The following is a 26,548-nucleotide window of genomic DNA, read 5'->3' on the forward strand; positions in this document are numbered from 1 at the left end:
CGAGGCAGCTCGATGATTGTGCACGGCGGCCGACCGGAGGATCCTGAGATCATGAGCGATCGCGAGGATTTCCTGATCTGGCTCCAGAGCGAGTTCGTGCGGGCCGAACGCGCCATGTTCGACGGCGACGACGGTCCGCGCCGCGCGATCTGGTCGGCGGATGAGCCGGTCAGCGTGCTCGGCGCCTGGCGCAACGCCTCGAATCGCGCCGAGCTGGTCGAGGCGTTCGAGGAGCTGTCGACGAGCTTCTCGCACTGCACCGACTACGCGTTCGACCTGATCGCCTTCGACGTGCTCGGCGAAGCGGCGTACACGGTCGGGTACGAGCGCGCCTCTGCCTCGATCGACGGCGAGCCGCGCACCTTCACCCTGCGCGCCACCCAGGTCTACCGCCGCGAGCCGGGCGGATGGCGCGTGGTGCACCGGCACGCCGACAAGCTCGGGTAGCCGCTCAGAAGCGCATCGGGAAGGTGAGCAGCACGACGAACCCGCTCACCGCGATGATCCCCGCCAGCCCCAGCATCATCCACGCCGCCACATGGTGCACGTCGCGCTGCGCCATCGCCGTCAGGAAGAGCACGAGGGCGAACAGCACGGTCAGCAGCGAGTAGTTGTCGCCGCGCTCGGTATCCTCGAGCGCTTGGGCGAATCGTTCATCGGCGACGGCCGTGAGCTCCGCGCTCTCCTCGGTGCCGGGCGGCACGTACTCGGCCATCGCGAACGGCCCTGGCTCGACCTCGCCGCCCGCCTGCCAGGCGTCGAAGGCGATCGTGAAGTGCGGCGTGAAGCGCGCCTCGATCTGATCGGCGAGCGCCGTGTCGCCCTGCGCGTTGGCGGTCACCCATTCCGCGTAGATGATCAGGTCGACGACCCGGGCCTCGCGTGCCTGGCCGTCGGCATCGCTCGCCTCCACACGGGCAGCGGATGCCTCGGCGAACGCGATCGCCCGCTCGCCGCTCCACTTGGCGGATTGGAAGCCGCACCAGGCGGTGAGGATGGCGGTCACCGACAGCATCGCCACGGCGACGATCTCGATGAACGGCCGATGGCGCCACCGCGAGACGGGTGCGCGCTCCGTCGACGCCGGGGGCGGGGCCTGGGCCGGCTCGATCGACGCCTCGCTCATGGTGCCCCCTTCGCCCCACCCGACACGGATTGCTGCTCACCATGGCACAGCCGTCGACCTCCGCGCCATCGACCCGCCGGGTCAGGTCATGGGCATCCCGCTCTGTCTCGACGCGTTCGGGGGTTTTCCCGATTCCCCGTGACGTCCGGGCTGCCTAGATTCGAGACATGCCGCTCGCCGTCTTCCTCCGAACCTGGCTCGTCTCCATCGTCGCGTGCCTTCCGCTCCTCGCGTTGCTGCTCGTTCCCGAGCTCATGCGCAGCCGGGCGGGCAGTGAGCAACTGCTCATGATCGGCACGTTCGCACTGCTCGCCCTCCTCGTGGCGGCGTTCGTCGCCGCCCCCGTGATGAGCGCGATCGCCGCCCCCGTCGCGGAACGATGGACGCCTCGGTCAGCGGTTCGGAAGACACGAGCCGTGTGGCGCTCACGCACCGGTCAGGCCTGGCTGACGCTCGGCGTGGCGGTGCTCATCTATGCGGCAGCACAGGTCGTCGGGTACTGGGTCGGTGCCGCGGTGCCGTCGGTGAGCGACAACCCGGCGTTCGGCACTGACGCGTCAGCGTCGCGCTGGCTCATCGACTACCCGGCCTATGCGTTGCAGGCTGTCACGATCTACGCGATCACGACGCTCGCCGTCGCCTGGTACGGATGGCGCATCCGCTCGCTCGCCCTCGCTCCGACTGGTGCCGACGCCGACGCACGGTCGCGAGACCTCGCCGCGACTCCGGTCGAGTAAGCGCGCCGACGCCCGCATCGAGACCGTGCGCAGTCGTGTCGTCCTCTGCCCACACTTCGGCACTTCGGCACTTCGGCACTTCGGCACTTCGGCACTTCGGCACTTCGGCACTTCGGCACTTCGGCACTTCGGCACCGCCGCGCCGGCGCTGACGCCCCCTGCCTTCGGGACTCGTAGGATCGGGTCATGGCGGCGCAGGAGTACCGGTACGACACCGAGGTCGTGCGGCTGTACTACGACTACGCCTCATCGGTGGTCTGGTTTCCCGACCCGATTCGATACGAGCAGAGCGGCCTCAGCTCAGCCCTGATCGCAGATCTGCAGGCGTGGAGGCGATTCCACGACGAGGGGCTCGACCACGAGCAGCAATGGCGGTCGCCCGATCTGCCCGCTCGAGCCCGTCAGGTCGGCCGAGAGCTGGCGCATCGGCTCGGCGACGAGCTCGGCTCGGCGTTCGAGGTCGAATACGACGTGTTCAGCCCGGCACCCGCGAGGTACAGCTCGCCGGAGCCGCCGACGAACACCGTCGCGGCCGCGGCGTTCACGGCACGGGCCGATGCCGCAAGAGTCGAGCGGGCCGAGCTTGCGAAGCTCGCCGCCGAACGAGACGCATCCGGCGGGAGCGGTGTCGGCTGGTTCGCAGTGATGCCGGGAACCGGGCAGCTGTTCGTGCCGCCCGAACAGCCTGAACCGCCCGAACGACCCGAACAGCCCGAACAGCCCGAACAGGACTGATGCGCGTGGTCGCTAAGCGGCGACCTTCGACGTCTTGCGCGCGACGCGCTGCGCCGCCACTCGTGCGGCGACGGTCTTGGGCGTCAGGTCCCCCGGCGACAGGGCGGCCCTGAGCGCATTGCTCTCGCGCACGGCGGCGTCGGCGTCGGAGACGGCGATGATCATCGCGACGATGAACGCCGCCGCCGCGAGCGGCAGGGCGATCGCGGCATCCGCCCAGTACACGTCGAACCAGATGTCGGCGAACGCCACCACGAGGGCGGCGGGGGCGACGGCTGCGACGAGGCCCTGCGCGAACAGCACGGCCGCGCGGCTGCCGATGAGGAACCGCTCGATGCGCTCGGCGCGCGTGCGACGCGGCTGCCCGTCGGCGATCCAGCGCGCGGCGGCGATCTCGCGCACGCGCAGCACGACGAGGTGAGCGATGAGCAGCGCTGCGAGCACCGCCATGACGACACCCGAGGTGGCGCTGAGCCAGTCGATGAATCGCTCACCCGGCTCGTCGTAGGAGAGCTCCTCGCACCTGCGGCACGGCTTGCGCATCACGAACGACACGAACCACGTGACGACCGCGAGGCCGAGGGCCGCACCGGTCGCGCCCGTGGCCCAGGTCAGCCACCAGGTGGTACGCGGAGCGAGGATCGCCGGGCCGGCATCGTCGACGGATGCCGCGCGGCGGCGCTCCTCGGCCTGTTCGACGAAGGTGTGACGGGACTCCCAGTTGGCGGTGAGCAGGTACGTGCGCCCGTCCCACCGGTCGGCTGCGGCGGTGAGCACGGGGGCCAGCCCGATCCAGGCGATCACGACGACGGCGCAGACGACGAGGCCGATCCACGGTGCGGGCTCAGCGCCTGCCTCGGGCTCCGTGACGAGCAGCATGACCAGCAGCCCGGCGCCCGCCAGAGTGACGAGGCCGGACCACAGCATGAGCTTGCGCACCACGTCGAGCGCCGCTCTCGCAACCCTCGATCTCCCACCGCCCACGTCGACGAATCGCGGCACGTACGCGGCGCGGTCATGCTCGGGGTGATCGTTCGGGCGCACCAAGGTCCTCTGAGTCAGGGCGATTCGGCTCGGCTCAGCGTACTGGGGTGGTCGCCCGCGTCACGTCTCCGATCGGCGGGTGCCGGCACCTCGGTGCTTCCGTACCCCGATGCTCACAGGCCGGTCGTGCACGAGCTGAACCCGCTCGTCGCCGTCGAGAGCACGGTGCCACCGACACCGACGCTGCCCGACGCGCTCGTGTTGAGCCCGTTGATGTAGTTCTCGACGGCGGGCGACGCCGTCTGGCCCTGCGGGAGCCCCTCGATGCCGAAGTCGTTGATCGTCGGGTCGGTCGAGAGTTTCGAGAGTTGGATGCCCGTCGCCTGGAACACACCGGTGCCGCCGGCGGTCGTGTTGCCCGTGATCGACACGCAGACGGGGGAATCCGGGCCGGCGATCGAGCCCGCTGCGACGATGATGCCCGCGTACCCCGCATACCCATCGCCGATAGGCGCGAGCACGTTGTTGCCCGTCACCCTCGCCGTGGTCATGCCCGCGCCTGACGCTCCGACGAAGATGCCGGGGCCGCCGGTCGCGCTGACCTTGTTGTTCGTCACGCGTGCCGCGAGGGTCGCACCGACCGTGTTGAGCGAGATCGCGTTCGCGTTGATTCCGGCACATCCCGGCCGGCTGCCCGCGGCGATGACGTTGGCATCGAACTTGGCCGTGACGTTCGCCGCGCCGCCCGTGAGCACCGAGATCGCCTGGCAGTCGAGGTGGCGGATCGGCTCGGCATCCGTGCCGTTCGTCGACACGTCGACGTTGGCGTCGGCAGCGCCGAGCACCTGCATGTCGACGAACGCTTCGGGCTGCTGCTCGATGCCGCCGCTGCCGCCGTCCATGCGGTTGCCGGTCACCGCGACGACGTTCGTGAGGTTGCCGGGAATCCCGAGCGTCGACTTCGCGGCTCCCGCCTGGTTGCCGCTGATGAGCCTGATTCCGTGCCCGGAGCGGAAATCGGTGATCACGTTCGACGAGATCGTCGCCTTCGTGATCGTCGCGGCGCCGCCGGTGGTGCCGGTGGCCTGTAGCAGCAGCGCCGCCCCCGGTGTGAGCAGGTCGCCGGCATCCGAGATGCGGTTGCCGGTGATTGTCGCCGACGAGATGGTGCCGCCCGCATTCGTGATCGAGATGCCGGATGCCTCGTTCGAGGTGAGCACGCTGTTCGAGATGTCGACCGCACCCGAGAGGTTGGCATTCGACCCGTCGAAGGCGATGCCGTCTTCGCCGTCGGCGTCACCCGCCCCCGTGACCGTGCCGCTGAGGAACGAGAACCCGATGACGCCGACGCCCCCGATGCCGTTGCCGGCGCTGTTCTCGACGCGCATGTTGCGGAGCGAGACATCCGCCGTGCTCAGCAGCGAGATGCCGTCACCTGTGGTGGCGGCGATCGTGCCGCCCGAGGCATCCCCGCCCTGAACCGTGCTGCCGTCGCCCGTGACGTGCAGGCCGCCCGCCGTGCCCGTGCCGAGCAGCACGATGCCCGAGGGCGCCCCGTTCGAGGAGATTCGCCGGAACGTGACGTCGTCGGCCCCGATTCCGGTCAGCACGATCGAGAGTCCGGTGCCGGTCGTGCTCGAGAGCGTGTTTCCCTCGCCGGTGACGACGATGGTGCCCGAGAGGGAGGCGGCGAGCGGCACCCCGCTCGTCGTCGTGACGTCGAGGCCGCCACCGGTGATCGAGAGGGTGTGCCCGTTGGACGACCCGAACGAGACGCCCGGATTCGCGCCCGTCTCGAGGTGCTTCGACTCTCCCGAGAACACGGTCGCGCCGCCGGTGTTGTTCGCGACGACGACGCCGCCGCCCGCGTCGCTGCCGTCGGTGATCGACCCCGAGAGCGTGACGGTGCCGCCGGTGCGGCTCTGGATGTCGACACTCGTGGTTGCGGGTCCGTCGGTGATCGAGCCGCCGTACGAGATGTCGCCGCTGCCGCCGCGCACCCTGAAGGGGGTGGATCCGAAGGGCCCCGCGGAGAGCTCGCCGGCTGCCGCCGAGAACGTGCCCGCGCCGATCTCGTCGATGTTGATGCCGTACACGCTGCTCTTCGTCGAGGTCACCTCGTCGAACGAGAGCGACGAGCCCGACGACGCGCCGACGTGGACCGCCGGGCCGTTGGTCGCGACGATCTTCGCGGTCGCGCTCGCCGGCACGGTCACCGGCCCGGTCAGGCTGAGCGAGAACGCCGCCTGGGTCGAGTTCAGCGTGCGGATGTCGAGGTCGCCGAAGGTGATGGCGCCGGTCGTCTGCTGCAGCCTGACGCCGCCGTCGAACGAATCGTCGACGACGATCCGGTCGATCTGGCTTCCCTCGAGGTTGCTGCGCTGCGCGAGGAACGCCCACCCGGTTCCGGAGGTGCGGATGCTCACGGTGGCCGCCGGATCGAACACGATCTTCGCGCTGTCGTTGACGACGACGCCGAGGCCGATGACGTCGACCTCGAGGTCGCCGATCGTGTTCGTACCTGTCGCGTCCTGCAACGCGAGCCCGATGCCGCCGGCGACCGTGTCGACGATGCGCACGTCGTCGATGGTCGCGTCGCCGCCAGGGCCGGAGACGCCGATGCCGCCGCCCGCGGTGACCGGGTGCACCTCGAGCCCGGCGACACGGTTGCCGACGCCGAGGCTGACGACATTCGCTCCGCTCGTCGCCGTGATCACTGGTCGCTTCGCCGGGTCACCCACGTGCAGGGTGCGGCCGCCGACGACGAGGTCGGATGCCTCGCCGATGAGCTGCTGGTCGTCGTCGAGCACGATCGCGGTCGAATACCCGGTCGAGGTGCCGTCGCCGTCGAACACGAAGATGTCGTCGCCCGCGCTGCTCGCCGCCGCGGCCTGCGCGATCGTGTCGAACGGCTTGCTCCCGTTGCCGTCGTTGCCGTCGGCGGCGTTGTCGACGTACCAGACGCAGTCGCTGATGGCGATGGTCACATGCCCGGTGTCGGTCAGCGCCTGCACGGCGCCCCGGTCGGTGACCGTGTAGTCGAACCCGTCGGTGGCGGCGGTGCAGCCGACTGGTGGCAGATAGGCGAAGTCCCCGTCGGCCTCGAGGTAGACGAAGCCGCCCTGCTCGGTCACGGTGACACCGGACTCGATCGCGAGCTCGGTGCCCGGGTCGGCGTCGGTGTCGCCCTCGAGCAGGTTGCCCGCGACGAGGAGGTGCGGGCGGGAGAGGTCGATTGCGCCGTCGGTCGGGTCGTCGATGACGAGGAACGTGTTGCCGACGGCCGCGTCGGGACCGTCGAACGTCTCGTCGTCGGCGACGGGCGCATCGGCGATGCAGATCACCTTCACCGAGACCTGCGCGTTCGCGTCGCCGGGGGTCAGCGTGTAGCTGAACACGTCGTTCGCGTCACCGGGTGGCGCGTTGCAGTACTCGGCATGGGGTTGGTACGTGAGCCCTGTGCCGCCGCCCGTGATGACGACCGTGCCGTGCTCGGGCTGCACGACGCTCGTGATGGAGCGCGCGCCGCCATCGCTGTCGGTGTCGTTCGCGAGCACGTCGATCGCCGTGGCGGCGGCATCCTCGTCGACCGTGGCTTCGTCGTCGGCGGCGACCGGCAGGTCGTCGACACACGTGACCGTCACGCCGACCGTCGTCGTCGAGCCACCGGGTGCGAGGGTGTAGGTGAACTCGTCGATGGTCGTGCCGGGCGGGTCGTTGCAGAACCCGGGGTCGGGTTCGTAGGTGACGGATGCCTCGTCGCCGGCGATCACGACGGTGCCGTTCACGGGCTGACTGACCTGGCTGATCGAGATCGGCCCGCCGTCGATGTCGTCGTCGTTGACGAGCACGTCGACGGTCGTCGGCGCGGCGTCCTCCTCGACGGTCGCCGTGTCGGCGACCGCGGTCGGCGGCACGTCTTCGACGACGTCGAGCACGCTGATCGTGAACACCTGCTCGAGGCTGCCGCCGTACCCGTCGGTGCCGCGCACGCGGATCGAGTAGCTCGCCTTCGTCTCGAAGTCGAAGCTCGCCGCGGTCTTGAGCGTCGATCCGGTGATCGTGAACGCCGCGTTGTCGCCGCTGCCGGCGCCGCTGACGAGCGAGAACGCCGGCGTCGCGGCGGGGTCGTCGTCGACGAGGCCGAGGGTGCCGACGATCGTGCCCGCGGGTTCGTTCTCGGGCAGCGAATCGTTCGAGAGCGTGAGGGCGCTCGGGGCGTGGTTGCCGATCACGTAGCGCTGCTCGGTGCTGAGGCACGCGGTCGCGGCGCTCACCCGGCGCAGCACGCCAGAGGCGGGCGCGCAGAAGTACACGGGCTCGCCCGTCGTGGTCGGCACGACGAGCACCGTGCCGGCCGGCTTCGCGCCCGTGCACGACTTCGCCGACGCGAAGCGGCGCACCGAGCCGTCGGGCTGGATGCAGAGCGAGGTCGGGCCCGGCCAGATCGTGACCGGCGTCTCCTGCTTCGGACGGCAGTCGCCGGGGCTCGAAGCCGCCCGCATCAGCCCGTTCGACTTCTGCGCGCACGCATAGCGCAGCTGCGTCTCGGTGTCGGCCGCGAACGCGACCGACGGGGTCGCGAGCACGACGATCATCGCCAGCACCGTGAACAGCACGAGTGCGAGCCGAGTCGACCGGCGCGAATCCGGGGCGAGGGCAGCGACGGATTGCAGACGAAGCGCGTTGGACACGGGGGCCTCCTCGAGGCGGCACCAAGCCGTCGATCCGCGTTCGTCGGGTTCGATGCGGAGCTGTGCCAACACTCGACCCGTCGCGCACGTTCCACCAGACCCGAGAACGGGGGTGGCGCGCGGCTTCGCTTGACAACTTTACTGAGTCGACTCATAATTGAGTCAACTCACGAAAAAGGAGAATCCTCATGAGCACCACCCCCGATACCGCGAGCGGGCCGGTCACGTCCTACGCGAAGGCCCCCACCCGCACGATCACCGCCGGCGGCGTCACCTACGCCTACCGCGAGCTCGGCCCGAAGGGTGGCGTGCCCGTCGTCTTCTTCGTGCACCTCGCCGCGACCCTCGACAACTGGGACCCGCGCATCATCGACCCCATCGCCGAGGGCCGCCACGTCATCGCGTTCGACAACCGCGGGGTCGGCGCTTCCACCGGCGAGGTGCCCGACTCGGTCGAGGCGATGGCCGCTGACGCCTACACCTTCGTCCGCGCGCTCGGCTTCGACCAGATCGACATCTTCTCGTTCTCGCTCGGCGGCATGGTCGCCCAAGCCCTCGTCGTCGAGCACCCCGAGCTCGTGCGCAAGCTCGTGCTCACCGGCACCGGCCCCGCCGGCGGCGCCGGCATCGACAAGGTCGCCGGCGTCACCTACTTCGACATCCTGCGCGCGACCCTGACCCGCTCCGACCCGAAGGAGTTCCTCTTCTTCAACCGCAACGCCACCGGCAAGCCCGCCGCGAAGGCGTTCGTCAGCCGACTCCAGGAGCGCACCGTCGACCGCGACGCCCCGATCACGACGAAGGCGTTCCAGACGCAGCTGAAGGCGATCAAGAAGTGGGGTCGCTCGGCGCCCGCAGACCTCTCGAAGCTCACCCAGCCCACCCTGATCGCCAATGGCGACCACGACCGCATGGTGCCCTCGGTGCTTTCCGACGACCTGCACCGCCGCATCGCGGGGTCGGAGCTGATCATCTACCCCGACTCCGGCCACGGCGGCATCTTCCAGTTCCACGACCGCTTCGCGCCCGTGGCCGCCCGGTTCCTCGCGCGCTGACCGGCATTCGAATCACTCAGGAAGGCACACCATGACGAACACGATTCCGTTCACGAAGAAGGCGCTCGCGTCATCGATCCTGCTGTGGATGCGCACCGATCAGCCCCGCCAGCAGGGCATGGAGCACTGGAAGGGCCCGCACTCGAAGATCATCTCGGCAAGCCCGGGGCTCGACGAGTACCGGCAGCTCCACCTCGACGCCACCATTCCCGGTCTCTGGCCCGCCACGCACGGCGTCGAGACGACCATTCCCGCAGATCGCAAGATCGACGGGGTCGCCGAGGTCACCTTCGCCTCCGCGCTCGCGCCAGTGCAGGGCCGTGCGCAGACCAAGCTCGCGTTCCAAGACGAGGTGAACGTGTTCCGGCGCACCCTGATGTACGCCGGCCCGCCGAACTCCACCCGCTGGTACGAGCGAAACGGCGACACGGGGTCACGTGCCCTCGTCTACGTCAGGCGACGCGAGGGCGTCGGCACTCGAGCGTTCCGGAGGTACCTCACCGACAGCCTCGTGCCTGCGCTCACGAAGGCCGCACCCGTGACCGAGCTGCGCACCCAGGTCTTCATGCCCTGGAACGAGAAGCTCTGGAACACCCCCGACGTCGCCCACGACAATCCCGCCGACCAGCGGTTCCACGCCTCCTTGGTGCTCGGCTTCGCCGATGCCTCCGCGCGCGCGGCATTCTTCGAGGGCGACGCGATCTCGACCATGTCAGACGAGCTGTCGATGTTCGCATCGGCGGCGCACGCCTACAACGTCTCCGAGGCGTTGACATACGTGAGAGAGGGCCGAGTCCTCCCGCATTATGCTCAGAACTGAGCACAGTCAGATCGAATCCTGGAGGACGGAATGGCCTCGGTCACGGCACCGGTCGGGCGGCGCGAGCGGAACAAGCAGGTCAAGCTCGAACGCATCACGGCCGCCGCGCGAGAACTCTTCGCCGAGCACGGCGTCGACGACGTCACCACGCAGCAGATCGCCGAGAAGGCCGATATCGGCGCCGGCACCCTCTTCCTCTACGCCAAGACCAAGGGCGAGCTGCTCCTGCTCGTGCAGAATTCCGGCTACGCCGACGCCCTCGAAGAGGGACGGGCGGCCGCCGAGAGCCTGCCCGATGCGCTCGAGGCGGTGATGGCGATCGTGCGCCCGGTCGTGCACTGCAACCGCATCCAGATCGACAACGGGCGCACCTACCTGCGCGAGCTGGTCTTCGGCGACCCCGAAGAGCCGCACCACCGCGACGCGCTCACGCTGACCGCGCAGACCGAAGAGGCCGTCGCCGCCGTGCTGCGTCGCGACGACCGCCTCGGCGAGCGCGACGCCGCCACCCTCGCGCGCGTCGTCTCGGCGATCATGTTCGTCACCATGGCGGCGACGGCGAACATCACCCGCACCGTCGACGAACTCGTGCAGGACATTCGCGACCAGGTCGGCGTGCTGCTCCCGAGCTGATCGCCCGCTCGCGCCCGCGCAGGCCCCCCGAGTTGGGGGCAGCCGCACCCTTCCGGGCCGTGATGCGCGGTCGACAGGATGTCTCCATGGTCACTCCCGACACGGCACCGCCCCGCGACGAAACTCCGACGGATTCCCGTTCGACCAGCGCGGCCGTCTCATTCACGGCCGGGATCAGTGCGGTTGCGGCCAACCTGGCGTGGATCGTGGTCGCGCTGATCCCACAGGACTCCGTCGACGCCTGGAGCCTGCTCGGATGGGCCGCAATGACCCTGATCGTGTCGAGATCGCTCGCCGGGGTGCTCGCCATCGTGGCGATCGTCGCCGGCATCATCGCACTTCGCCGTCCGACCGGACGCGCTCGTGCCGGGGCGGGAGTCGCACTCGGGGCGATGGCTCTCGTCGATCTCCTGACGTTCCTCGTGTCGATGGCGTCGACGCTGCGGGGATGACTCCGGGCGATATCACCGCCTGTTCCTGCACGACGAACGCCCGACCCTCCGAGAGGGCCGGGCGTTCGTCTTCGGCCGGTTACGGTCGCTGATTCACACGGTTACGTGCGACGCAGCGAGGCGGTTACGCCGCCACCGGCAGCGTCACGGTCGCGCGGGGCACGGATGTCACGACGAACTCGCCGCCCGAGGCATCCACCTGCACGCCCTCGCCGTCGCCGAGCGCACCGCTCACGAAGAGGTCGCTGATGCGGTCGTCGATCTCGCGCTGGATCACGCGGCGCAGGGGCCGGGCACCGTACTCGGGCTCGTAGCCGCGTTCGGCCAGCAGCGACACCGCGGCATCCGTCACCTCGAAGGCGACCTCGCGCGCGGCGAGCCGCGACGCGGTGGCGCCGAGCATGAGGCGCACGATCTGTGCGAGCTGCGGCTCGTCGAGCTTCTGGAACAGCACGATCTCGTCGATGCGGTTCAGGAACTCGGGGCGCATGGCCTCGCGCACCTTGCCCATGACGCGGTTGCGCACGTCATCGGAGGAGCTGAAGCCCGAGCCATCCGTCGAGGCGACGAAGCCGAGTGCACCCGAACGCGACGCGAGGAACTCCGAACCGAGGTTCGAGGTCATCACGATCACCGTGTTGCGGAAGTCGACCGTGCGACCCTGGCCGTCGGTCAGGCGTCCGTCGTCGAGCACCTGCAGCAGCAGGTTGAACACGTCGGGGTGCGCCTTCTCGATCTCGTCGAACAGCACGATCGAGTACGGGTTGCGCCGCACACGCTCGGTGAGCTGCCCGGCCTCGTCGTACCCGACATAGCCGGGAGGGGCGCCGACGAGGCGCGACACCGTGTGCCGCTCGCCGAACTCGCTCATGTCGAAGCGCACGATCGCCTGCTCGTCGTCGAAGAGCGACGACGCCAGCGCACGCGCCAGCTCGGTCTTGCCGACACCCGTCGGCCCGAGGAACAGGAACGACCCGACCGGGCGCTTTGCGTCGCCCATGCCGGTGCGGCTGCGGCGCACGGCCTTGGCGACCGCGGTGACCGCGTCGTCCTGACCGATGACGCGCGCGTGCAGCTCGCCCTCGAGGTCGCCGAGGCGCTCGCGCTCGCTCTCGGTGAGGCGGTTCACCGGAATGCCGGTGGCCCGCGAGATCACCGCGGCGATCTCGGCCTCGTCGATCACGGTGCTCTGCTGGTTGAGCCCGTCACCCTGCTGGTTGAGCTTGTCGAAACCAGCGCGCCCCTTCTCGGTGGCCGCATCGAGCCGATCCTGCACCTTCGAGATCTCGTCGCGGATGCGCGAGGCCTCCTCGTAGTGCTCGGCGCTCACGGCGGCGTTCTTGTCGGCCTCGAGGTCGGCGAGTCGCGCGATGAGCGCGGAGACATCCGTCTTCATGCCGAGCTTCAGGCGCAGACGTGCGCCTGCCTGGTCGATGAGGTCGATGGCCTTGTCGGGCAGCACCCGGTCGGTGAGGTAGCGGGCGCTCAGCTCGACGGAGGCGCGCAGCGCGGCATCCGTGTACTGCACGCCGTGGTGCTCCTCGTAGGCGGGCTTCAGCCCGTGCAGGATCAGCACGGCGTCTTCGATGGAGGGCTCCCCCACGCGCACCGGCTGGAACCGGCGCTCGAGGGCAGGGTCCTTCTCGATGGCGCGGTACTCCTTGAGCGTGGTCGCACCCACGAGGTGCAGCTCACCGCGCGCGAGGCGCGGCTTCAGGATGTTGCCCGCGTCGGTGCCGCCGTCGCCAGAGCCGCCCGCGCCGACCACGGTGTGGATCTCATCGATGAAGATGATGAGCTCGCCCTTGTGCGCGGCGATCTCCTCCATGGTCTTGGTGAGGCGCTCCTCGAAGTCGCCGCGGTAGCGGGTGCCGGCGAGCATGCCGGGCAGGTCGAGCGAGATCACGCGCTTGTCGAGCAGTGCCTCGGGCACCGACTCCTCGACGATCGCGCGGGCGAGGCCCTCGACGATCGCCGTCTTGCCGACGCCGGCCTCGCCGATCAGCACCGGGTTGTTCTTGGTGCGACGGCTGAGGATCTCGATGGTCTGCTCGATCTCGTCGGCACGGCCGATCACGGGGTCGAGCTCGCCGTTCGCGGCCAGCTCGGTGAGATCGGTGCCGAACTTGTCGAGCATGGGGGTGTCGGATGTCCCGGTGCCCGGAATGCCCGAGGCATCCGTGTCGCCATCAGCACCCGGCATGCCCGCTTCGATCGTCTCGCGCATGCCCTGCGTGAGGGCCTCGGCGGTGACGCCGGCGCGCGCGAGCACCTGGCCGGCAGGAGCGTCTTGCCCCAGCACGAGCGCGAAGAAGAGGTGCTCGGGGTCGATGTAGGTCGAGCCGGCCGAGCGCGCCACCTGGTAACTGTGGAACAGCGCGCGGGAGGCGCTCGGGGTGATCGTTGCCGCGTTGATGTCGGCGGTGTCGCCGGCAGCGGGCAGGCGCGCCTCGGTCGCGGTGATGAGCCGCTCGGGGGCGACCCCGATGCGGGCGATCGCCTGCTTGACGCTCTCGTCTTCGACGATCACGCGCAGGATGTGCAGGGCGTCGAGCTCGGTCTGGCCGCGCTCGAGCGCGAAGCGTCCTGCTTGACGCAGGATGCCTTGAGTACGGGCGGTCAGGAACCGGCTGAGGTCGATCGACCGAGCCTGACGCGCCTGCTCACCCGCGAGATAGCGGGCGAGAAACTCGTCGAACGAGCTCGCGCCGGCTTCGGGGTTGAAGTCTTCGGGCACCAATCCTCCTGGAAGTTGAGCGGGGTACGCTCAAGTTCAACGCGGAGGGGGCGCGGGTATTCCCGCTTCCCAGCGCTGACGATCTGCGCCGCCGACGTGCACACCCTTGTCGGTCCGCACACGATCAGGATCGATAGCGTGGCGTGCCATCATTCTCTCGTGGCTGAACTCGTATACCTCGATGAAACGGGGTCTGTGGGGCGTGGTGCGCGTAGGCAACCCGAACTCACTCTCGTCGCTGTGGTTGTCGACGAAACAGCCGTTCAGCCACTAGCGGACCGACTCCATGCGCTCGCGATGGAACACCTCGGATGGATACCTGCTGGGTTCGAGTTCCACGCGCGGGAGATGTGGAGCGCGAAGGGTCATTGGACAGGCAAACAGCCCCCCGAACTGCTCGCGGCATTCGAGGCGGTCATTTCCACACTCGAAGAGCTCGACATCTCGGTTATCCACGCAACCATCGATAAGAGTCGGCTTCACGCACGACACGGTGGCACTTATGACCAAAACGCCTACCTGTTGGCTCTTCAATTTCTACTCGAGAAGCTCGATCGGTGGCGTACCCAGCAAGCGCTGCGGATCGTAATCGCCGACGAAGCTAAAGAGCACCAACTGCGGGCGGTGAAGATGGTGCGCGAGATGCAGACGTGGGCCGCAGGCGCAGTCCCCGGCCGGCAGCTCGTATCGATCATCGACTCGATGCACTTCGTGGACTCGAAAGACAGTCCAGGAGTTCAGCTCGCTGACGTCGTCGCATTTATCCTCCACCGACGGACGCTGGCTACCCAGGGACACCCAGATGCCGACTCCGCTGTTGCGCGGATGGCCACAGTCATCGCAGAACACACGCCGACCTGGCGGGCACCTTGGCCGAGCTAAATGGCCGCCGCTCGCGCAAGTTGTCGGGTGCCTGAGCGTGGAGATGCGTTCCTAGTCACGAACCTCCACAGGTGCGTGTCCGCCTCGTCGATTACGCGTGCGGCTGCTGTGATTCAGACGCCGATCGAGCTTGTCGAACAGGTCGGGCTACTCGGAAACGGCTCCGAGATCTCTTCAGGATCGCAGGCCAGCATTTCTCACGAGAGTCTGGCCGCAAGCCGCATTCGAATACGCAACAGTCGCACTAGGGCATATTTGACCCATGGCTATTCGGTACAGGGTGCTCGCAGTCGAATCGAGTGGCGGCGAGATTGTTCAGCTTCCAACCCGCGGCGTGACCGCGATTGTTGGTGGAAACAATGCTGGCAAGTCGCAGATGCTCCGCGACATTATGGCCAGAGTCAAGACCGGGCAACCGGGCGTCGCTGTGGTCACATTGGCAGATATGAGCGCCGAAAGGCCATCCGGCACCGCAACTGAGGTCGAGAGCTGGCTTGAAGGACACGCTTACCGTGCCAATCAATCCCTCGAACGGGTTGGACGCTATGCAGCCTCGCCCGGCCAATCCGGGCATACGGTGGCCGAGATCATGGGCTGGTTTCCCCATCAGTACGGCGGGCCAGATGATCCGTACCTCGGAAATATCCCAGACTTTTTTGTGCGGCAGACCTCTGCTGGAGGCTTATCGGACTACGCAGCAGGCGCGGTCGAAGCCAATGGCTACGCGAAGATCAATTCCCCTCTCGCACGCCTCCTGAGGGACGGTGAGCTTGAGGACGAGTTGTCCCGCTTGGTCGAAGAGACGTTTGGTCATGGACTTCTGCTGGACCGTATCAGTCCAGAGATAAGACTTCGAGTCGGGACGGTGACGGAGCCCGTTCCACCGCTTAATCGACCCACAGCAGCGTACGCAGAAGCTGTAGCGAAGCTGCCGACGCTGGATGCGCAAGGGGATGGATTCCGAAGCTTCGTTGGCTTGGCGCTCTTGATCATGGCAGATCGCCCAAACGTTCTGCTCATCGATGAGCCGGAAGCCTTTCTTCACCCGGGCCAAGCTCGTGCACTCGGTCGCTGGCTTGCAAAACGCGCCGTCTCACACGACCACCAGATAATCGTTGCTACGCACGACCGAGACGTTGTATTGGGCCTAATCGAAGGTGCCTCCACTTCGTCCGTGACTTTTGTCCGCCTCAACCGAGACGGAGACACGACTCATATGACTCAACTTTCCCCAACAGACGTCGAGAAGGTGTGGGACCAGCCGGCGCTGCGTTATTCAAACGTTGTTCAGGGCCTCTTTCACAAGCGAGTAGTGATGTGCGAGGGGGATGGCGACTGTCGCTTCTACGGTGCAGCGTTAGATGAACTCGCGATTGCCTCAGGGCAGCGGTCAATTGCTGACGATGTATTGTTCGTGCCTTCAGGCGGCAAATCCGGGGTTCCTCGAATGGCGGCGGCGCTCACGAGCCTTGGAGTTGAGGCACGAGCCATTCTGGATTTCGACGTTCTGCGGGTCAAAGCAGACACGCGTCAGACCGTCGAGTCATTAGGAGCGACGTGGACTCCGACACTTGATTCCCTATACACGTCGTTTGTTAGGGTGCCGAATGAACGTGGTCTTTGGCCAGCCTTGAAGAACGTGGGCCTCGCGGGTGTCCCGTCAGGGTCCTCATATACCGCGGCGGAATCGCTTCTCAGAGAACTTGGAAAGGTCGGTCTCTACATCGTGCCAGTGGGCGAGATGGAGGACTTCAACAAGACGCTCGGAGTTCATGGCCCGGCATGGGTCAGCGCGGCATTGGCCGCGAATACGCATGGGTCAGCGCAGGTTCACGACCTGGTCACACCGATCCTCAGCGCTGTGTGATTGATTGTGCCGCTCGCTGAAACTGATTCAGCCCCGGCCACAGTGGGACGGCGTCCTAGACTCACCTCGTGACCCACCCCCGCACCGCGATCACCGGCGGCACCGGATTCGTCGGACGCCACCTGGCCGAACGGCTCGGGCCCGAGGCATCCGTCGTCATCTCTCGTCGCACCGGCGTCGACACCAGTGATGTCGACGCACTGACGCGGGCGTTCGAGGGGTGCGACGTCGTCGCGCATTGCGCGGGCATCAATCGCGAGATCGGCGACCAGACCTACCAGCGGGTGCATATCGAGGGCACCGCGAACGTGATCGAGGCGGCCAAGCGCGCCGGGGTGCGCAAGGTCATCATGCTGAGCTTCCTGCGGGCGCGGCCCGACTGCGGGTCGCCGTACCACGAGTCGAAATGGGCGGCCGAGGAGCTGATCCGCGACTCGGGCCTCGACTACACGATCCTCAAGGCCGGCATGATCTACGGACGCGGCGACCACCTCATCGACCACCTCAGCCACACCGTGCAGACCCTGCCGGTGTTCGCGACCGTCGGCTTCCGCGAGAAGCCCATCCGGCCCATCCCGATCGACGACCTCACCGACATCCTCGTCGCCGCGATCGACGGACGGATGCCGCGTGAGACCGTCGCCGTCGTCGGCGCCGAGCCTCTCCTGCTGTCGAAGGCCGTGCGGCGCGTGGCATCCGTTCTCGGACGCCGCGTGGTCGTGGTGCCGTGGCCGGTGTGGGCGCAGTTCGCGCTCGCGCAGGTGACCGAGTGGACCATGAAGGTGCCGCTCGTCGCGAAGGCCCAAGTGCGCATGCTCGCCGAGGGCGTGACGGATGCCGCGCCGCCCGCGGCATCCGTGCCCGACGACCTGCTTCCCCGGCGCATGTTCACCGCGGAACAGATTCGGGAGAGCTTGCCCGAGGCGGGCGGGTTGGGTGGAAGGACCTGCGGGTCAGCCGGTGAACTCCGGGCTCAGTCTCCGAGCGAAACCTGTACCGGTTCGAACTGGAAGGGCCCGGTGCACTGGCCGAAGATCCCGGTGCGTTCAACGGCCACGGGGATCTCGAACTCGTCGTCGACCAGGGCGCGAGTGCCATCGACCACGACGAGTCGCAACGTCTGCACGGAACCGTCGCCGAAGACGCCCGGCCCAAGGTACGGCGCCTCCTGCGGCACGGTCCACTCGCCGCCCAGCTGGTCGACTCCGGCGGGCTCGCAGTCAGCACCGAAGCATGCCGTCACCAGTGCCGACTCCGGTGGTGCGGGGTCGAATTGGACCACGGCCGGACCGTTGTACAGATAGCCGATCGCCGGGCATGCGTCGAGCACCAGCCCCGGCATGCACCCCGTCAGGGAAAGACCAGCGCACACCGCGAGAGTCGCGCTCATGATCGCCCGGGATCGGGCTGTTCGAACACCCATGATCGGATACTGGCAGGGTCCGATACTCCGGTCACCGCCTCGCGCAAGACGTTATCGAGGAGATGCCGGAATGTGACCGAAACGCGACTCGACGACCGCGACGGTGAGTCGGAAGCAGCGCCGCCTACAGAGGGTTGACAGCACGCCGGCGGGCGGGGCTGATCCGTTGGGGGTGCTCGGGCTGCTCACCCCTCGCGCAATGCCGTGGCGATCGCCTCTCCCAGCACACGCGCGCCCTCCGCCGACGGGTGCAGCCCGTCGAGACTCATCCCCTCGCCGTACCGTCCGTCGGCGGTGCGCAGGCCAGCAGATGCGTCGACGAACCGCCATCCCTGTTCCGTCGCCAGGCCGTCGAGGCGCTCGTTGTACGCCTCGGCTCCCGCGGGCAATGCGTCCATCGGCGGGATCGATACGACGACGACCTCCTCGATGCCGACGACCTCGACGATGCGGTCGAGGTTCGCCGCAGAGTCTTCGAACGGGATACCGAACGCGACGTCGTTGGTGCCGGCGAGCACCACGAGCACGTCCGCATCGACCGGGCCGACCGAGTCGGCCATCATCGCCGTCGTCGCAGCCCACTCCGCCCAGCCACCGGCGAATGCGAAGCCGTCGTCCACGACGTACCTCGCCCACGACGCGTCGCCGAGGTCGCCCGCGGCGAAATCGGCGCTGTCGGCGTCGGTGATCGAGTCGCCGACCGCGGCGAACGTGCCGTGAGCGGCCAGAGCGGATGCCTCGGGCGAACCGGTGCCCTCAGCGGGCTCTGGCGCGGAGCATCCGACGATCATGCTCGCGCACGCGAAGACGACGACGGCCGCGCCGACCCACCGCACAGCCGCGCCGACTGCCGCTGCCGCTGCCGCTGCCCCGACCATGGGGCCAGTCTAGGAAGTCCGCCCGAAGCCGGCGGGTTCGGGCGGAAGGATCCGCGCGGCCCCTGACCCTTCACTTCAGCGGCGGAGCCGGCAGCTTCACGACCAGCCGATAGACCTGTCGCGTCAGCCAGGACGGCAGGTGCCGTCGGCGCTCCTCGTGCGCGACCCTCGCCCGCCGGTGGGGTCGAACGGCGCTCAAAGCGCGTTGGACGGGCTTCCACGGGTGGTAGTAACCGACGGGCTCCGATCGGTACAACTCGATCCGACAGAGGTGCTTGGTGCTGATGTAGCCGTACTGACGGGGGCTCACGAGCCGCACCGGCGCACCGTGCTCTGGAGGAAGGGGCTCGCCGTCGAGCCGGTCGGCGATCAGCACGTCGACTTCGAGCGCGTCCTCGAGCGTCACGATCGAACGGTAGTCGTCGAGCCCGACGAAAACGAGGTATTCCACCCTCGCGCCCTCGGCGAGCGCGGGCTCGATCACCAGCTGGTAGAAGTCGCGGAACAGCACGCCCTCCCATCGCAGCCCGATCGCCGACCAGCCCGCAACGCAGTGGAAGTCGGCGTCGACCTCGCGATGAGGCAGACGGGCCAGCTCGTCCAAGTCGACGGAGACACGGCGAGCGAGCTGCCCGCTCACTTCGATGTTCATTCCCTCGGGCGCTCTCGGCGGCGGACTCACCCGGTCGATGCCGAATCGGGGGAATCCGCGCACGGCACGCTGCCCGGGTGGAAGGTCCATGGATCGCCTCTCATGTCCATACGGTGATGACGTCTCTACGATCCTCGACGTCGAGATGGCCGTACGCGACCGGGCTCGCCGCAATGCCGCAATCGCAGGCCTGCGCGAACGCCGCGGAGTCCGGGCCAGCACCGACCGAGATTCAGTGCCGCACACGGATGCCGCGTCGAACAGCCTGACCTACCGTGTCGGCATGACCTCTGAATCCGGCGCCGACAGCGCGCCCGAACTGCAATCGCGTCGTCGTGCGCGAACCCCGCTGTGGGCGCGCATCGCGGTGCCCGCCCTCGCCTTCGCGGGCATGGCCGCCCTGATCACCGGCGTCGTGACGGCCGGCGCGCAGCCACCGGCGACCGTCGAGTCCGCGTGCCGGTCGGCGATCGAGGCCAAGCTGGAATCGCGCGGACATTCCGACATCGATGTGAGCCGCGCGTTGCGGGTCACCGAGGCCGACGGCGCGCAGCGGGTGTCGGGCTCCGTCGTCTCCTCAGACGACTCGGGCCGCGTGCGCCACATTGCTCTCCGCTGCGTCGTGCGTGATCAGGGCGAGTCGATGCGGGTCGTCAGCGCGCGCGTGTCTCCTTGAGCTGACTGGCACGCCTCGATCTCTTCGGGTCGGGGAATCCGCACTCGACCGCGCACCGCGCCCAGGCGCATCATTGCCTCCATGACGACGCTCAGTCTCCCGCTCACGCGAAGCGGTCGCGAGCAGCCCGGATCTCTTGGGCGAAGCGCGCTGCGCCATAGCAGCGCACCTTCAGCACCGACTCGGGCGTCGTGACCGCCACGATCTTCGTGAAGAAACCCCAGAGCACCGTCACGTCGGTGATCTGCGCGAGAGGAATGCTGACGTCGAGCTCCCCCGACTGCATGAAGCGGTTCACGCCGTTCGGCGAGAAGCTCACGGCCTTCGTGGTGAGGGTGACCCAGCCGCCCACCCACAATCCGCCCAGCGCCGCGCGGAGGATCGGAATCGACGGCATCGTCACATTGACCGTCACGTCTTCGATCAGCGCGTTGGCGATCTTCCTCTTGAGCACCTCTTCGTGCATACGGCCATTGTCACGGCGGTCGGCGGTCGGGTCCAGAGCACGGCGCCCGATCGACCGTGGATCTTCGAACGGACTGCCGACGAGCGTCAGGCGGCGCGCCCCATCGTGGCCTCGCGCAGCGCATCGAGCACCGTCTGCAGCGCGGGCGAGTCCGCCTGGCTGCGGCGGTGCACCGCCGAGACACCACGGGTCGACGCGGGGCGCACGGTCGGGATCGCGACGAGATCGGGATGCAGCGGCGGCCGCCCCATGCGCGGCACGAGCGCGACCCCGAGGCCCGCACGCACGAGCTCGAGGTGGTTCTCGAACTCCATCGACTCGTGCACGATGCGCGGCGCGTTCGAGACGCCGTCGAACAACCGCCGCAGCCACTGCCGGCAGATCGTCGAGTCGAAGGTCGCGATCCACTCCTCCTCGGCCAGGTCGGTCGGGGTCAGTTCGGTTCGGTCGGCGAGCGCGTGGTCGCGCCGCAGGATCACGTCCGCGACATCCGTGAACAGAGGCGTCTCGACGAGGGGCTCGGGCATGGCGAGGGCCACCCCGCCCCAGCGGTGCACGATGCCGAGGTCGCGCTGACCCGAGGCGACGAGCGCGATGGTCTCCCACGGCTCGCTCTCGCGGAGCGGCACCCGCAGCTCGGGATGCTCGTCGCGCAGGCGCGGGAGCACGTCGGTGAGGATGCCGCGCACCGCGGTCGAGAACGCGCCGATGCGCACCTCCCCGGTGACCCGGCGACCGGCGGCGGCGTCGGGTCCGGCCGCGCCGCCGGCGAGATGCAGGTCTGCCTCGATGCGCTCCAGGTCGGCGAGCACGGTCGCCGACGAGGTCACGAGGTGACGCCCGGCATCCGTCAGCACGACGCCGCGGCCCACCCGTTCGAGCAGCGCGATGCGGGTGCCGCGTTCGAGCCGCTTGATCTGCTGCGACACCGCCGACGGCGTGAAGCCGAGCGAATCGGCCGCCGCCGCGACGCTTCCGTTCGTGGCCACCGCCCGCAGCGCGACCACGGCTTCGAGATCGATCATGCAGCGATGCTACCGAATCAGGCAGAGAAATGATCGCTGGTGTTTCCGGATGCCGCGGGCGATCGTTGATCCATGACGAGACGCGACATGCTGCTGGCCGCCGTCGTGGCAACCCTGTGGGGCTTCAACTTCGTCGTGATCGACTGGGGCATGGCGGGCATCCCGCCCCTGTTCTTCGTCGCCGTGCGGTTCGGGGTCGTCGCGCTCGCGGCGATCATCGTGCCGCGCCCGCTCGCGAGTTGGAAGACCGTCGTCGGCGTCGGGCTGTTCATGTGCCTCGGGCAGTTCGGCCTGTTGTACACGTCGATCGCGCTCGGGCTGCAGCCCGGCATCGCGGCCCTGCTGCTGCAGGCGCAGGTCGTGCTGACGATCGTGGTCGCGGCCCTCGCCCTGCGCGAGCGCCCCAGTCGCCTGCAGACCATCGGCGTGCTCGTCGGCACCATCGGGCTCGGTGTCGTGGCCTTCGGCCGCGGCGGCGACGCCCCGGCCCTCGCCGTCGTGCTGTGCCTGCTCGCCGCCCTCTCGTGGTCGATCGGCAACGTCATCTCACGCCAGGCGGGCGTGGTCGCGCCCGCGAAGCGACTCGGGGCTCTCTCGCTGACGGTGTGGTCGTCGCTCGTCGTGCCACTGCCGGCGCTCGGCCTGTCGGCGCTCATCGAGGGGCCGGATGCGATCGCCGCCGGCATCGCGGCGTTCGGGTGGCGTCCGATCGTCTCGACGCTGTACACCGCGGGCCTCTGCACCCTCGTCGGCTACGCGATCTTCAACGCGCTGCTCGCGCGCAACCGCTCCGCCTCGGTGGTGCCGTGGGTGCTGCTCGCGCCCGTCGTGGCGATGGCATCGGCGGTCCTGCTGCTCGGCCAGGTCCCGAACCTCTGGGAGACGATCGGCGGACTCGTGCTCGTGGGCGGCGTCTTCATCGCCAATGCTCCGGGGCGGCGACGCGCGGATCGCTCGGCACCGCTGCCGGAACCGGTCTCGACTCCCTCCGGCTGACGTTCGGGTGGACCATGCAGGGCCCGCTCGTTTGCGAAGGCTCGTCGTAGCGGCGCGCCTCCTGCTACCGCACCCAATCCAGTTGGCGCTTGAAGTCCTGGCTGTCGTTGATGAGGCGAACGTCGGCGCCGGTGTCTGACATCACGTAGATGCTGTTGGGCAGATGTAGGAATTCGTCGTTGGACATACCCAACGCGAAGACGATCTCTTCGCCGCTCGGAGACCAGTCCGGTGCGAGCGCGAAGCCGCCCTCTGGATCCTCGAACAACTTGGTCAGTTCGGTACCCGTTGGCGATACCGTCCAGATGGGTCCGGTCTCCGAGAGTCGTTCGCTCGCGAACAGTATGCGCTCGCCATCAGGAGACCATCTGGCCCAATCCGCAGGCCGCGACGCGTCGGTCGTGATCGGGTGCGCGTCGGAACCGTCGACATTCACGACCCACAACGATCCGTCCGTGTGCGGGTCGGGGTCACTGTGCATGGACTGGTAGTACACGAGTTGTGTTCCGTCCGGCGAGAAATCCAGCGGAACATCATGCTGGGCTCCGGGGCGGTTGGTGACCCGGACGAGATCGCCACCGTCAGATGCCCGCGCGGTGTATATCCCCGTCCGGGCAGGATCTGCGTCGTCCCAACCCTCGAAGGCGATTCGTGACCCATCTGGCGACCACGCCTGCGGGACGAGGTTGAGGGTCGGGTCTGTCAGCGGCAGTCGCTCGAAATCGTTGCCGTTGAGGTTGACGGTCCCACCGGTGATTGGCGGCTCGATGTCTCCACCCGGCATGACCAGGATGCGGTTGTGCGCAGGTGACGCCCTCAAGATACAGCAGACTTCGCCCGGCTCGGTGAGCTGCCGCTCGCTCGCGCCGATCGCCACGAACATCGTCTGCATGTCCCCCGACGTGGTACGCGTGAAGTACAGCCGCCCCTCGAGCGGACGATGGTCTACGGCCGGACCAGATCCGTGGTCCGACGCGGGCGATGACGAGGCGGCCCGGGCTTCATCGCCTGCTGAACAACCTGCTGACGCGAGCAAGACGGCCACCATGACGATCAGGCTCCGCCTGGTCGATTCGACGTGCGACATATCTCGCTCCCCCCGAGCCAGACCATGGGCGGCCAGCGGAGCCTTGATGACTCGGTGCTGGCACCCGACGATTGTCTCATCGCTGGGCGGACACTGTCACCTCTTTTCCGAGTATTCCTCGTCATTGGCGAAACGTTGCCGAATCACCGCACCAACTGCGACGCCTCGTCGAGCCGCCCGAGCTTGTTCGGGTTGGCGATCGAGAAGATCCGCGTGATCCGGTCGCCCTCGATCTCGAAGCAGATCGCGCCGGCGAGCTCGCCGTCGACCTCACCGCGGATCGCGGGATGCCCGTTCACCCACGTCGGCCTCGCCTCGAACGGCACCGCGAGCTTCGCGAGACCGCCGAGCAGGTAGCGGGCGATCTTGTCGGCGCCATGGATCGGCCGGCGCGCGGCACCCTTCACCAGTCCGCCGCCGTCGGCGACGGAGACCACATCGGGTGCGAGCACGTCCATCAGCCCTTGCAGGTCGCCCGAGTTGACCGCCGCGAGAAACCTCGCGACGACCGCCTCCTGCTCGGCACGCTCGACCGTGACCCGCGGGCGACGTGCGGCCACGTGATCCTTCGCCCGGTGGGCGATCTGCCGCACGGCAGCCGGCGACTTGTCGACGGCCGCCGCGATCTCGTCGTACGGCACGTCGAACACCTCGCGCAGCACGAACACCGCGCGCTCGGTCGGGCCGAGCGTCTCGAGCACCGTCAGCATCGCGATCGACACGCTCTCGGCCAGCTCGACGTCCTCCGCGACATCCGGAGTCGTGAGCAGCGGCTCGGGCAGCCACTCCCCCACATACGACTCGCGCCGCCGCGACATCGTGCGCAGGTGATTGAGCGCCTGCCGGGTCACGATGCGCACGAGGTACGCGCGCTCATCGCGCACCTCACTGCGGTCGACCTGATCCCACCGCAGCCAGGACTCCTGCAGCACGTCCTCCGCGTCGGCCGCGGAGCCGAGCATCTCGTACGCGACCGTGAAGAGCAGGCCGCGGTGCGTCACGAACGGATCATCGGTCATGAGGCCGAGCCTACGACGTCGGCCGCAGCACCGGCCCGGGTGGCGAGCGGCGGCATCTCGCACGCATCCGCATAGCCCTCGGAGTGGATGCCGAGCGCCACGTTCATGCGCGAGCTCATGTTCATGAACGCGACCTTGGCGGTGAGCTCGATGAGCGCGGCCGGGCCGAGTGCGTCGAGCAGCGAGGCCGACAGCTCGTCGGTGACGGCGGGCGGGGTCTGGCTCATGGCCTCCGCGTACTCCATGACCTGTCGCTCGAGGGGCGTGAACACGGATGCCGCGCGCCAGTTCGGCACCTGCCGCGCCTTCTCCTCGTCGAGGCCCTCGTTGTGCGTCTTGTAGTAGTTGAAGTCGAGGCACCAGCTGCAGCCGATGTAGGCCGCCGTCGCCATCACGGCGTAGCTCGCGAGGTTCTCGTCGAGCTCGTCGAGCGCCTCGATCTTGCGACCGATGCCCATCGAGGCCCGCATCAAAGCGGGGTGGTGCGCGAGCACGCCCATCGAGTCGGGCACCCTGCCGACCATGCGACGGGCGGCGATCTTCACGACCGTGCCGAAGACGCCGGTGAGCTCGGTCGGCGGGATACGGGTCTGCGTGGTGGTCATCATGTCCTCCTGCGATCGTCGACGGCCGGGGTTCGGTTCCCGGATGATCCGTCGACATGAAGACACCGGATGTCGCGTGGTTGTGACATCCGGGTGCGAAGGAGTTCTCCGGAGCAGAGCTTGACCCCTGGACGCTCCGACAGAGTCAGGCGTATTATGAGATGGATCGAATACTGGGAGGTGAACCGATGAGCGCAGGTAGCTTGATCCGCACGGCTCGCAAAAGCCGTCGTCTGACGCAGGGCGCACTCGGGCGCCGTGCCGAGCTGTCGCAATCGCACCTCTCGCTGATCGAACGAGGCCACCAGAACCCGTCGTACGACGCGGTCGAGCGCGCGCTCCGCGCGACCGGGCATCGCCTCATCGCCGTGCCGAGCGTTCGCGACGACGCCGCGGCCGTTGCCGCCGACATCCGATTCGCAGTACTCGACGGTCGTGAAGACCGCGCGCTCCGGCGATTCATCCAACTCAGCGACAACCTGCTCGCGGAGCACGGAGCTGTGCGTTTCGCGCTCACGATCTCGGAGCCCGAATCCACGGGAAGCAAGCAGTGGGATGCCGCGATCGCCGCACTCGTGGCGCACCACCTGGTTGCCGAGGGCCTTCCGGTTCCCGACTGGGCGAACAGCCCGGCGCGTTCGCTGGGCCGACGTTGGGCGGTCGGTGAAGGCCCGTACACGCTCACGCCCGAGCTGCACCGGGTTCCGCCGGAGTTCCTGCGACGCGGCGTGCTCGTCGATGCAGACACGCTGGTGAGCGTGTGACCACCCGATTCGACCGCGACGGTCTGATCGACGGCCTTCGGCAACTGGTCGCAAAGCTCCACGAGTCCGACAGCCCGACCGATCTCCTGCCTGATCGTGCAGTGCGCATGGTGGAGCGGATTCTGCAGGTCGGCCTTCCCGAGGCTCCGACGGCACCGCCGCGACCGGATTTCGAAGGCTGACGCGCGCTGACGACAATGACGATGCGTGGAGCACCTGCGGGTCGGCGCCGACT

At 68.2% G+C, this 26,548-nt stretch carries 25 protein-coding genes; 14 read left to right on the forward strand and 11 right to left on the reverse strand.

What is annotated here, in order from left to right; translation table 11 throughout:
• Nucleotides 1-51: 51 nt before the first annotated feature.
• Nucleotides 52-447 (forward strand): nuclear transport factor 2 family protein, encoded by a 396-nt coding sequence (locus JOE59_RS11800; protein ID WP_179552319.1) that lies wholly within the window; start codon nucleotides 52-54, stop codon nucleotides 445-447.
• A 4-nt stretch (nucleotides 448-451) separates the two neighbouring features.
• Here the strand turns inward: JOE59_RS11800 and JOE59_RS11805 are convergent, their stop codons facing one another.
• Complete coding sequence (locus JOE59_RS11805; RefSeq protein ID WP_239560225.1) at nucleotides 452-1,126, reverse strand: hypothetical protein; 675 nt, start codon at nucleotides 1,124-1,126, stop codon at nucleotides 452-454.
• A gap of 167 nt (nucleotides 1,127-1,293) precedes the next feature.
• On the opposite strand from JOE59_RS11805, the gene JOE59_RS11810 reads away from it, so the two are divergent.
• Both JOE59_RS11810 and JOE59_RS11815 read left to right on the forward strand, forming a co-directional pair.
• Entirely contained in the window at nucleotides 1,294-1,863 is a 570-nt protein-coding gene (locus JOE59_RS11810) for a hypothetical protein (protein ID WP_179552318.1), read from the forward strand.
• A gap of 186 nt (nucleotides 1,864-2,049) precedes the next feature.
• Nucleotides 2,050-2,598 (forward strand): immunity protein CdiI family protein, encoded by a 549-nt coding sequence (locus tag JOE59_RS11815; protein WP_179552317.1) that lies wholly within the window; start codon nucleotides 2,050-2,052, stop codon nucleotides 2,596-2,598.
• 12 nt (nucleotides 2,599-2,610) lie between these two features.
• On the opposite strand, the gene JOE59_RS11820 is transcribed toward JOE59_RS11815, so the two are convergent.
• Complete coding sequence (locus JOE59_RS11820) at nucleotides 2,611-3,642, reverse strand: hypothetical protein (protein WP_179552316.1); 1,032 nt, start codon at nucleotides 3,640-3,642, stop codon at nucleotides 2,611-2,613.
• A 113-nt stretch (nucleotides 3,643-3,755) separates the two neighbouring features.
• Entirely contained in the window at nucleotides 3,756-8,276 is a 4,521-nt protein-coding gene (locus JOE59_RS11825) for a beta strand repeat-containing protein (protein ID WP_179552315.1), read from the reverse strand.
• Between the two features lie 188 nt (nucleotides 8,277-8,464).
• Between JOE59_RS11825 and JOE59_RS11830 the strand changes: the two genes are divergently transcribed.
• The 4 genes from JOE59_RS11830 (at nucleotide 8,465) to JOE59_RS11845 (ending at nucleotide 11,236) form a co-directional block, all read left to right on the forward strand.
• On the forward strand, nucleotides 8,465-9,331 hold the full coding sequence (locus tag JOE59_RS11830; RefSeq protein ID WP_179552314.1) for an alpha/beta fold hydrolase: 867 nt from the start codon (nucleotides 8,465-8,467) through the stop codon (nucleotides 9,329-9,331).
• Nucleotides 9,332-9,362: 31 nt separating this feature from the next.
• Nucleotides 9,363-10,151 (forward strand): strictosidine synthase, encoded by a 789-nt coding sequence (locus JOE59_RS11835; RefSeq protein WP_179552313.1) that lies wholly within the window; start codon nucleotides 9,363-9,365, stop codon nucleotides 10,149-10,151.
• 30 nt (nucleotides 10,152-10,181) lie between these two features.
• Complete coding sequence (locus tag JOE59_RS11840) at nucleotides 10,182-10,784, forward strand: TetR/AcrR family transcriptional regulator (protein WP_179552312.1); 603 nt, start codon at nucleotides 10,182-10,184, stop codon at nucleotides 10,782-10,784.
• A gap of 86 nt (nucleotides 10,785-10,870) precedes the next feature.
• On the forward strand, nucleotides 10,871-11,236 hold the full coding sequence (locus JOE59_RS11845) for a hypothetical protein (protein ID WP_179552311.1): 366 nt from the start codon (nucleotides 10,871-10,873) through the stop codon (nucleotides 11,234-11,236).
• A gap of 124 nt (nucleotides 11,237-11,360) precedes the next feature.
• Here JOE59_RS11845 and JOE59_RS11850 read toward each other — a convergent pair whose 3' ends face one another.
• Nucleotides 11,361-13,973: an ATP-dependent Clp protease ATP-binding subunit gene (locus JOE59_RS11850; RefSeq protein ID WP_204460715.1), complete on the reverse strand. Its 2,613-nt coding sequence runs from the start codon at nucleotides 13,971-13,973 to the stop codon at nucleotides 11,361-11,363.
• 159 nt (nucleotides 13,974-14,132) lie between these two features.
• Between JOE59_RS11850 and JOE59_RS11855 the strand changes: the two genes are divergently transcribed.
• The 3 genes from JOE59_RS11855 (at nucleotide 14,133) to JOE59_RS11865 (ending at nucleotide 18,026) form a co-directional block, all read left to right on the forward strand.
• Complete coding sequence (locus tag JOE59_RS11855) at nucleotides 14,133-14,855, forward strand: DUF3800 domain-containing protein (protein WP_204460717.1); 723 nt, start codon at nucleotides 14,133-14,135, stop codon at nucleotides 14,853-14,855.
• Nucleotides 14,856-15,117: 262 nt separating this feature from the next.
• Nucleotides 15,118-16,722: an ATP-dependent nuclease gene (locus tag JOE59_RS11860; RefSeq protein ID WP_204460719.1), complete on the forward strand. Its 1,605-nt coding sequence runs from the start codon at nucleotides 15,118-15,120 to the stop codon at nucleotides 16,720-16,722.
• A gap of 68 nt (nucleotides 16,723-16,790) precedes the next feature.
• Nucleotides 16,791-18,026, forward strand: a complete 1,236-nt coding sequence (locus JOE59_RS11865; protein WP_204460720.1) for an SDR family oxidoreductase — start codon at nucleotides 16,791-16,793, stop codon at nucleotides 18,024-18,026.
• A gap of 304 nt (nucleotides 18,027-18,330) precedes the next feature.
• Here JOE59_RS11865 and JOE59_RS11870 read toward each other — a convergent pair whose 3' ends face one another.
• Together JOE59_RS11870 and JOE59_RS11875 are read right to left on the reverse strand one after the other, a co-directional pair.
• Complete coding sequence (locus JOE59_RS11870) at nucleotides 18,331-19,023, reverse strand: SGNH/GDSL hydrolase family protein (protein WP_204460721.1); 693 nt, start codon at nucleotides 19,021-19,023, stop codon at nucleotides 18,331-18,333.
• 70 nt (nucleotides 19,024-19,093) lie between these two features.
• Complete coding sequence (locus JOE59_RS11875; RefSeq protein ID WP_204460722.1) at nucleotides 19,094-19,765, reverse strand: molybdopterin-dependent oxidoreductase; 672 nt, start codon at nucleotides 19,763-19,765, stop codon at nucleotides 19,094-19,096.
• Between the two features lie 193 nt (nucleotides 19,766-19,958).
• Here JOE59_RS11875 and JOE59_RS11880 point away from each other — a divergent pair, with 193 nt between their 5' ends.
• Nucleotides 19,959-20,351 (forward strand): hypothetical protein, encoded by a 393-nt coding sequence (locus JOE59_RS11880; RefSeq protein WP_204460723.1) that lies wholly within the window; start codon nucleotides 19,959-19,961, stop codon nucleotides 20,349-20,351.
• 103 nt (nucleotides 20,352-20,454) lie between these two features.
• On the opposite strand, the gene JOE59_RS11885 is transcribed toward JOE59_RS11880, so the two are convergent.
• Complete coding sequence (locus JOE59_RS11885) at nucleotides 20,455-20,817, reverse strand: hypothetical protein (RefSeq protein WP_204460724.1); 363 nt, start codon at nucleotides 20,815-20,817, stop codon at nucleotides 20,455-20,457.
• Nucleotides 20,818-20,903: 86 nt separating this feature from the next.
• Nucleotides 20,904-21,842, reverse strand: coding sequence for a LysR family transcriptional regulator (locus JOE59_RS11890; RefSeq protein WP_204460726.1), 939 nt, complete (start codon nucleotides 21,840-21,842; stop codon nucleotides 20,904-20,906).
• A gap of 72 nt (nucleotides 21,843-21,914) precedes the next feature.
• Here JOE59_RS11890 and JOE59_RS11895 point away from each other — a divergent pair, with 72 nt between their 5' ends.
• On the forward strand, nucleotides 21,915-22,838 hold the full coding sequence (locus JOE59_RS11895) for an EamA family transporter (RefSeq protein WP_204460728.1): 924 nt from the start codon (nucleotides 21,915-21,917) through the stop codon (nucleotides 22,836-22,838).
• A 64-nt stretch (nucleotides 22,839-22,902) separates the two neighbouring features.
• Here the strand turns inward: JOE59_RS11895 and JOE59_RS11900 are convergent, their stop codons facing one another.
• The 3 genes from JOE59_RS11900 to JOE59_RS11910 form a co-directional block, all read right to left on the reverse strand.
• Nucleotides 22,903-23,925: a TolB family protein gene (locus JOE59_RS11900; protein WP_204460730.1), complete on the reverse strand. Its 1,023-nt coding sequence runs from the start codon at nucleotides 23,923-23,925 to the stop codon at nucleotides 22,903-22,905.
• Nucleotides 23,926-24,068: 143 nt separating this feature from the next.
• Nucleotides 24,069-24,944, reverse strand: coding sequence for an RNA polymerase sigma-70 factor (locus JOE59_RS11905; RefSeq protein WP_204460732.1), 876 nt, complete (start codon nucleotides 24,942-24,944; stop codon nucleotides 24,069-24,071).
• Nucleotides 24,941-25,549 carry a carboxymuconolactone decarboxylase family protein gene (locus tag JOE59_RS11910; protein ID WP_204460733.1) on the reverse strand — a complete coding sequence of 203 codons (609 nt, stop codon included), beginning with the start codon at nucleotides 25,547-25,549 and terminating at the stop codon, nucleotides 24,941-24,943. The genes JOE59_RS11905 and JOE59_RS11910 overlap by 4 nt, the downstream gene beginning before the upstream one ends.
• 188 nt (nucleotides 25,550-25,737) lie before the next feature.
• Here JOE59_RS11910 and JOE59_RS11915 point away from each other — a divergent pair, with 188 nt between their 5' ends.
• Nucleotides 25,738-26,313: a helix-turn-helix domain-containing protein gene (locus tag JOE59_RS11915; protein WP_204460734.1), complete on the forward strand. Its 576-nt coding sequence runs from the start codon at nucleotides 25,738-25,740 to the stop codon at nucleotides 26,311-26,313.
• Nucleotides 26,310-26,495: a hypothetical protein gene (locus JOE59_RS11920; RefSeq protein ID WP_204460735.1), complete on the forward strand. Its 186-nt coding sequence runs from the start codon at nucleotides 26,310-26,312 to the stop codon at nucleotides 26,493-26,495. Before JOE59_RS11915 ends, JOE59_RS11920 begins: the two co-directional genes overlap by 4 nt.
• Nucleotides 26,496-26,548 lie beyond the last annotated feature (53 nt).

This window comes from Agromyces cerinus, assembly GCF_016907835.1.
In the GTDB taxonomy this organism is placed as follows: domain Bacteria; phylum Actinomycetota; class Actinomycetes; order Actinomycetales; family Microbacteriaceae; genus Agromyces; species Agromyces nitratus.

Excerpts from the sequence above, each read along its gene's own strand:
- JOE59_RS11800 (WP_179552319.1), top strand. The coding sequence starts at position 52 with ATGAGCGATCGCGAGGATTTCCTGATCTGGCTCCAGAGCGAGTTCGTG.
- JOE59_RS11805 (WP_239560225.1), bottom strand. The coding sequence starts at position 1,126 with ATGAGCGAGGCGTCGATCGAGCCGGCCCAGGCCCCGCCCCCGGCGTCG.
- JOE59_RS11810 (WP_179552318.1), top strand. The coding sequence starts at position 1,294 with ATGCCGCTCGCCGTCTTCCTCCGAACCTGGCTCGTCTCCATCGTCGCG.
- JOE59_RS11815 (WP_179552317.1), top strand. The coding sequence starts at position 2,050 with ATGGCGGCGCAGGAGTACCGGTACGACACCGAGGTCGTGCGGCTGTAC.
- JOE59_RS11830 (WP_179552314.1), top strand. The coding sequence starts at position 8,465 with ATGAGCACCACCCCCGATACCGCGAGCGGGCCGGTCACGTCCTACGCG.
- JOE59_RS11835 (WP_179552313.1), top strand. The coding sequence starts at position 9,363 with ATGACGAACACGATTCCGTTCACGAAGAAGGCGCTCGCGTCATCGATC.
- JOE59_RS11840 (WP_179552312.1), top strand. The coding sequence starts at position 10,182 with ATGGCCTCGGTCACGGCACCGGTCGGGCGGCGCGAGCGGAACAAGCAG.
- JOE59_RS11845 (WP_179552311.1), top strand. The coding sequence starts at position 10,871 with ATGGTCACTCCCGACACGGCACCGCCCCGCGACGAAACTCCGACGGAT.
- JOE59_RS11860 (WP_204460719.1), top strand. The coding sequence starts at position 15,118 with ATGGCTATTCGGTACAGGGTGCTCGCAGTCGAATCGAGTGGCGGCGAG.
- JOE59_RS11870 (WP_204460721.1), bottom strand. The coding sequence starts at position 19,023 with ATGGTCGGGGCAGCGGCAGCGGCAGCGGCAGTCGGCGCGGCTGTGCGG.
- JOE59_RS11875 (WP_204460722.1), bottom strand. The coding sequence starts at position 19,765 with ATGGACCTTCCACCCGGGCAGCGTGCCGTGCGCGGATTCCCCCGATTC.
- JOE59_RS11880 (WP_204460723.1), top strand. The coding sequence starts at position 19,959 with ATGACCTCTGAATCCGGCGCCGACAGCGCGCCCGAACTGCAATCGCGT.
- JOE59_RS11885 (WP_204460724.1), bottom strand. The coding sequence starts at position 20,817 with ATGCACGAAGAGGTGCTCAAGAGGAAGATCGCCAACGCGCTGATCGAA.
- JOE59_RS11890 (WP_204460726.1), bottom strand. The coding sequence starts at position 21,842 with ATGATCGATCTCGAAGCCGTGGTCGCGCTGCGGGCGGTGGCCACGAAC.
- JOE59_RS11895 (WP_204460728.1), top strand. The coding sequence starts at position 21,915 with ATGACGAGACGCGACATGCTGCTGGCCGCCGTCGTGGCAACCCTGTGG.
- JOE59_RS11900 (WP_204460730.1), bottom strand. The coding sequence starts at position 23,925 with ATGTCGCACGTCGAATCGACCAGGCGGAGCCTGATCGTCATGGTGGCC.
- JOE59_RS11905 (WP_204460732.1), bottom strand. The coding sequence starts at position 24,944 with ATGACCGATGATCCGTTCGTGACGCACCGCGGCCTGCTCTTCACGGTC.
- JOE59_RS11910 (WP_204460733.1), bottom strand. The coding sequence starts at position 25,549 with ATGACCACCACGCAGACCCGTATCCCGCCGACCGAGCTCACCGGCGTC.
- JOE59_RS11915 (WP_204460734.1), top strand. The coding sequence starts at position 25,738 with ATGAGCGCAGGTAGCTTGATCCGCACGGCTCGCAAAAGCCGTCGTCTG.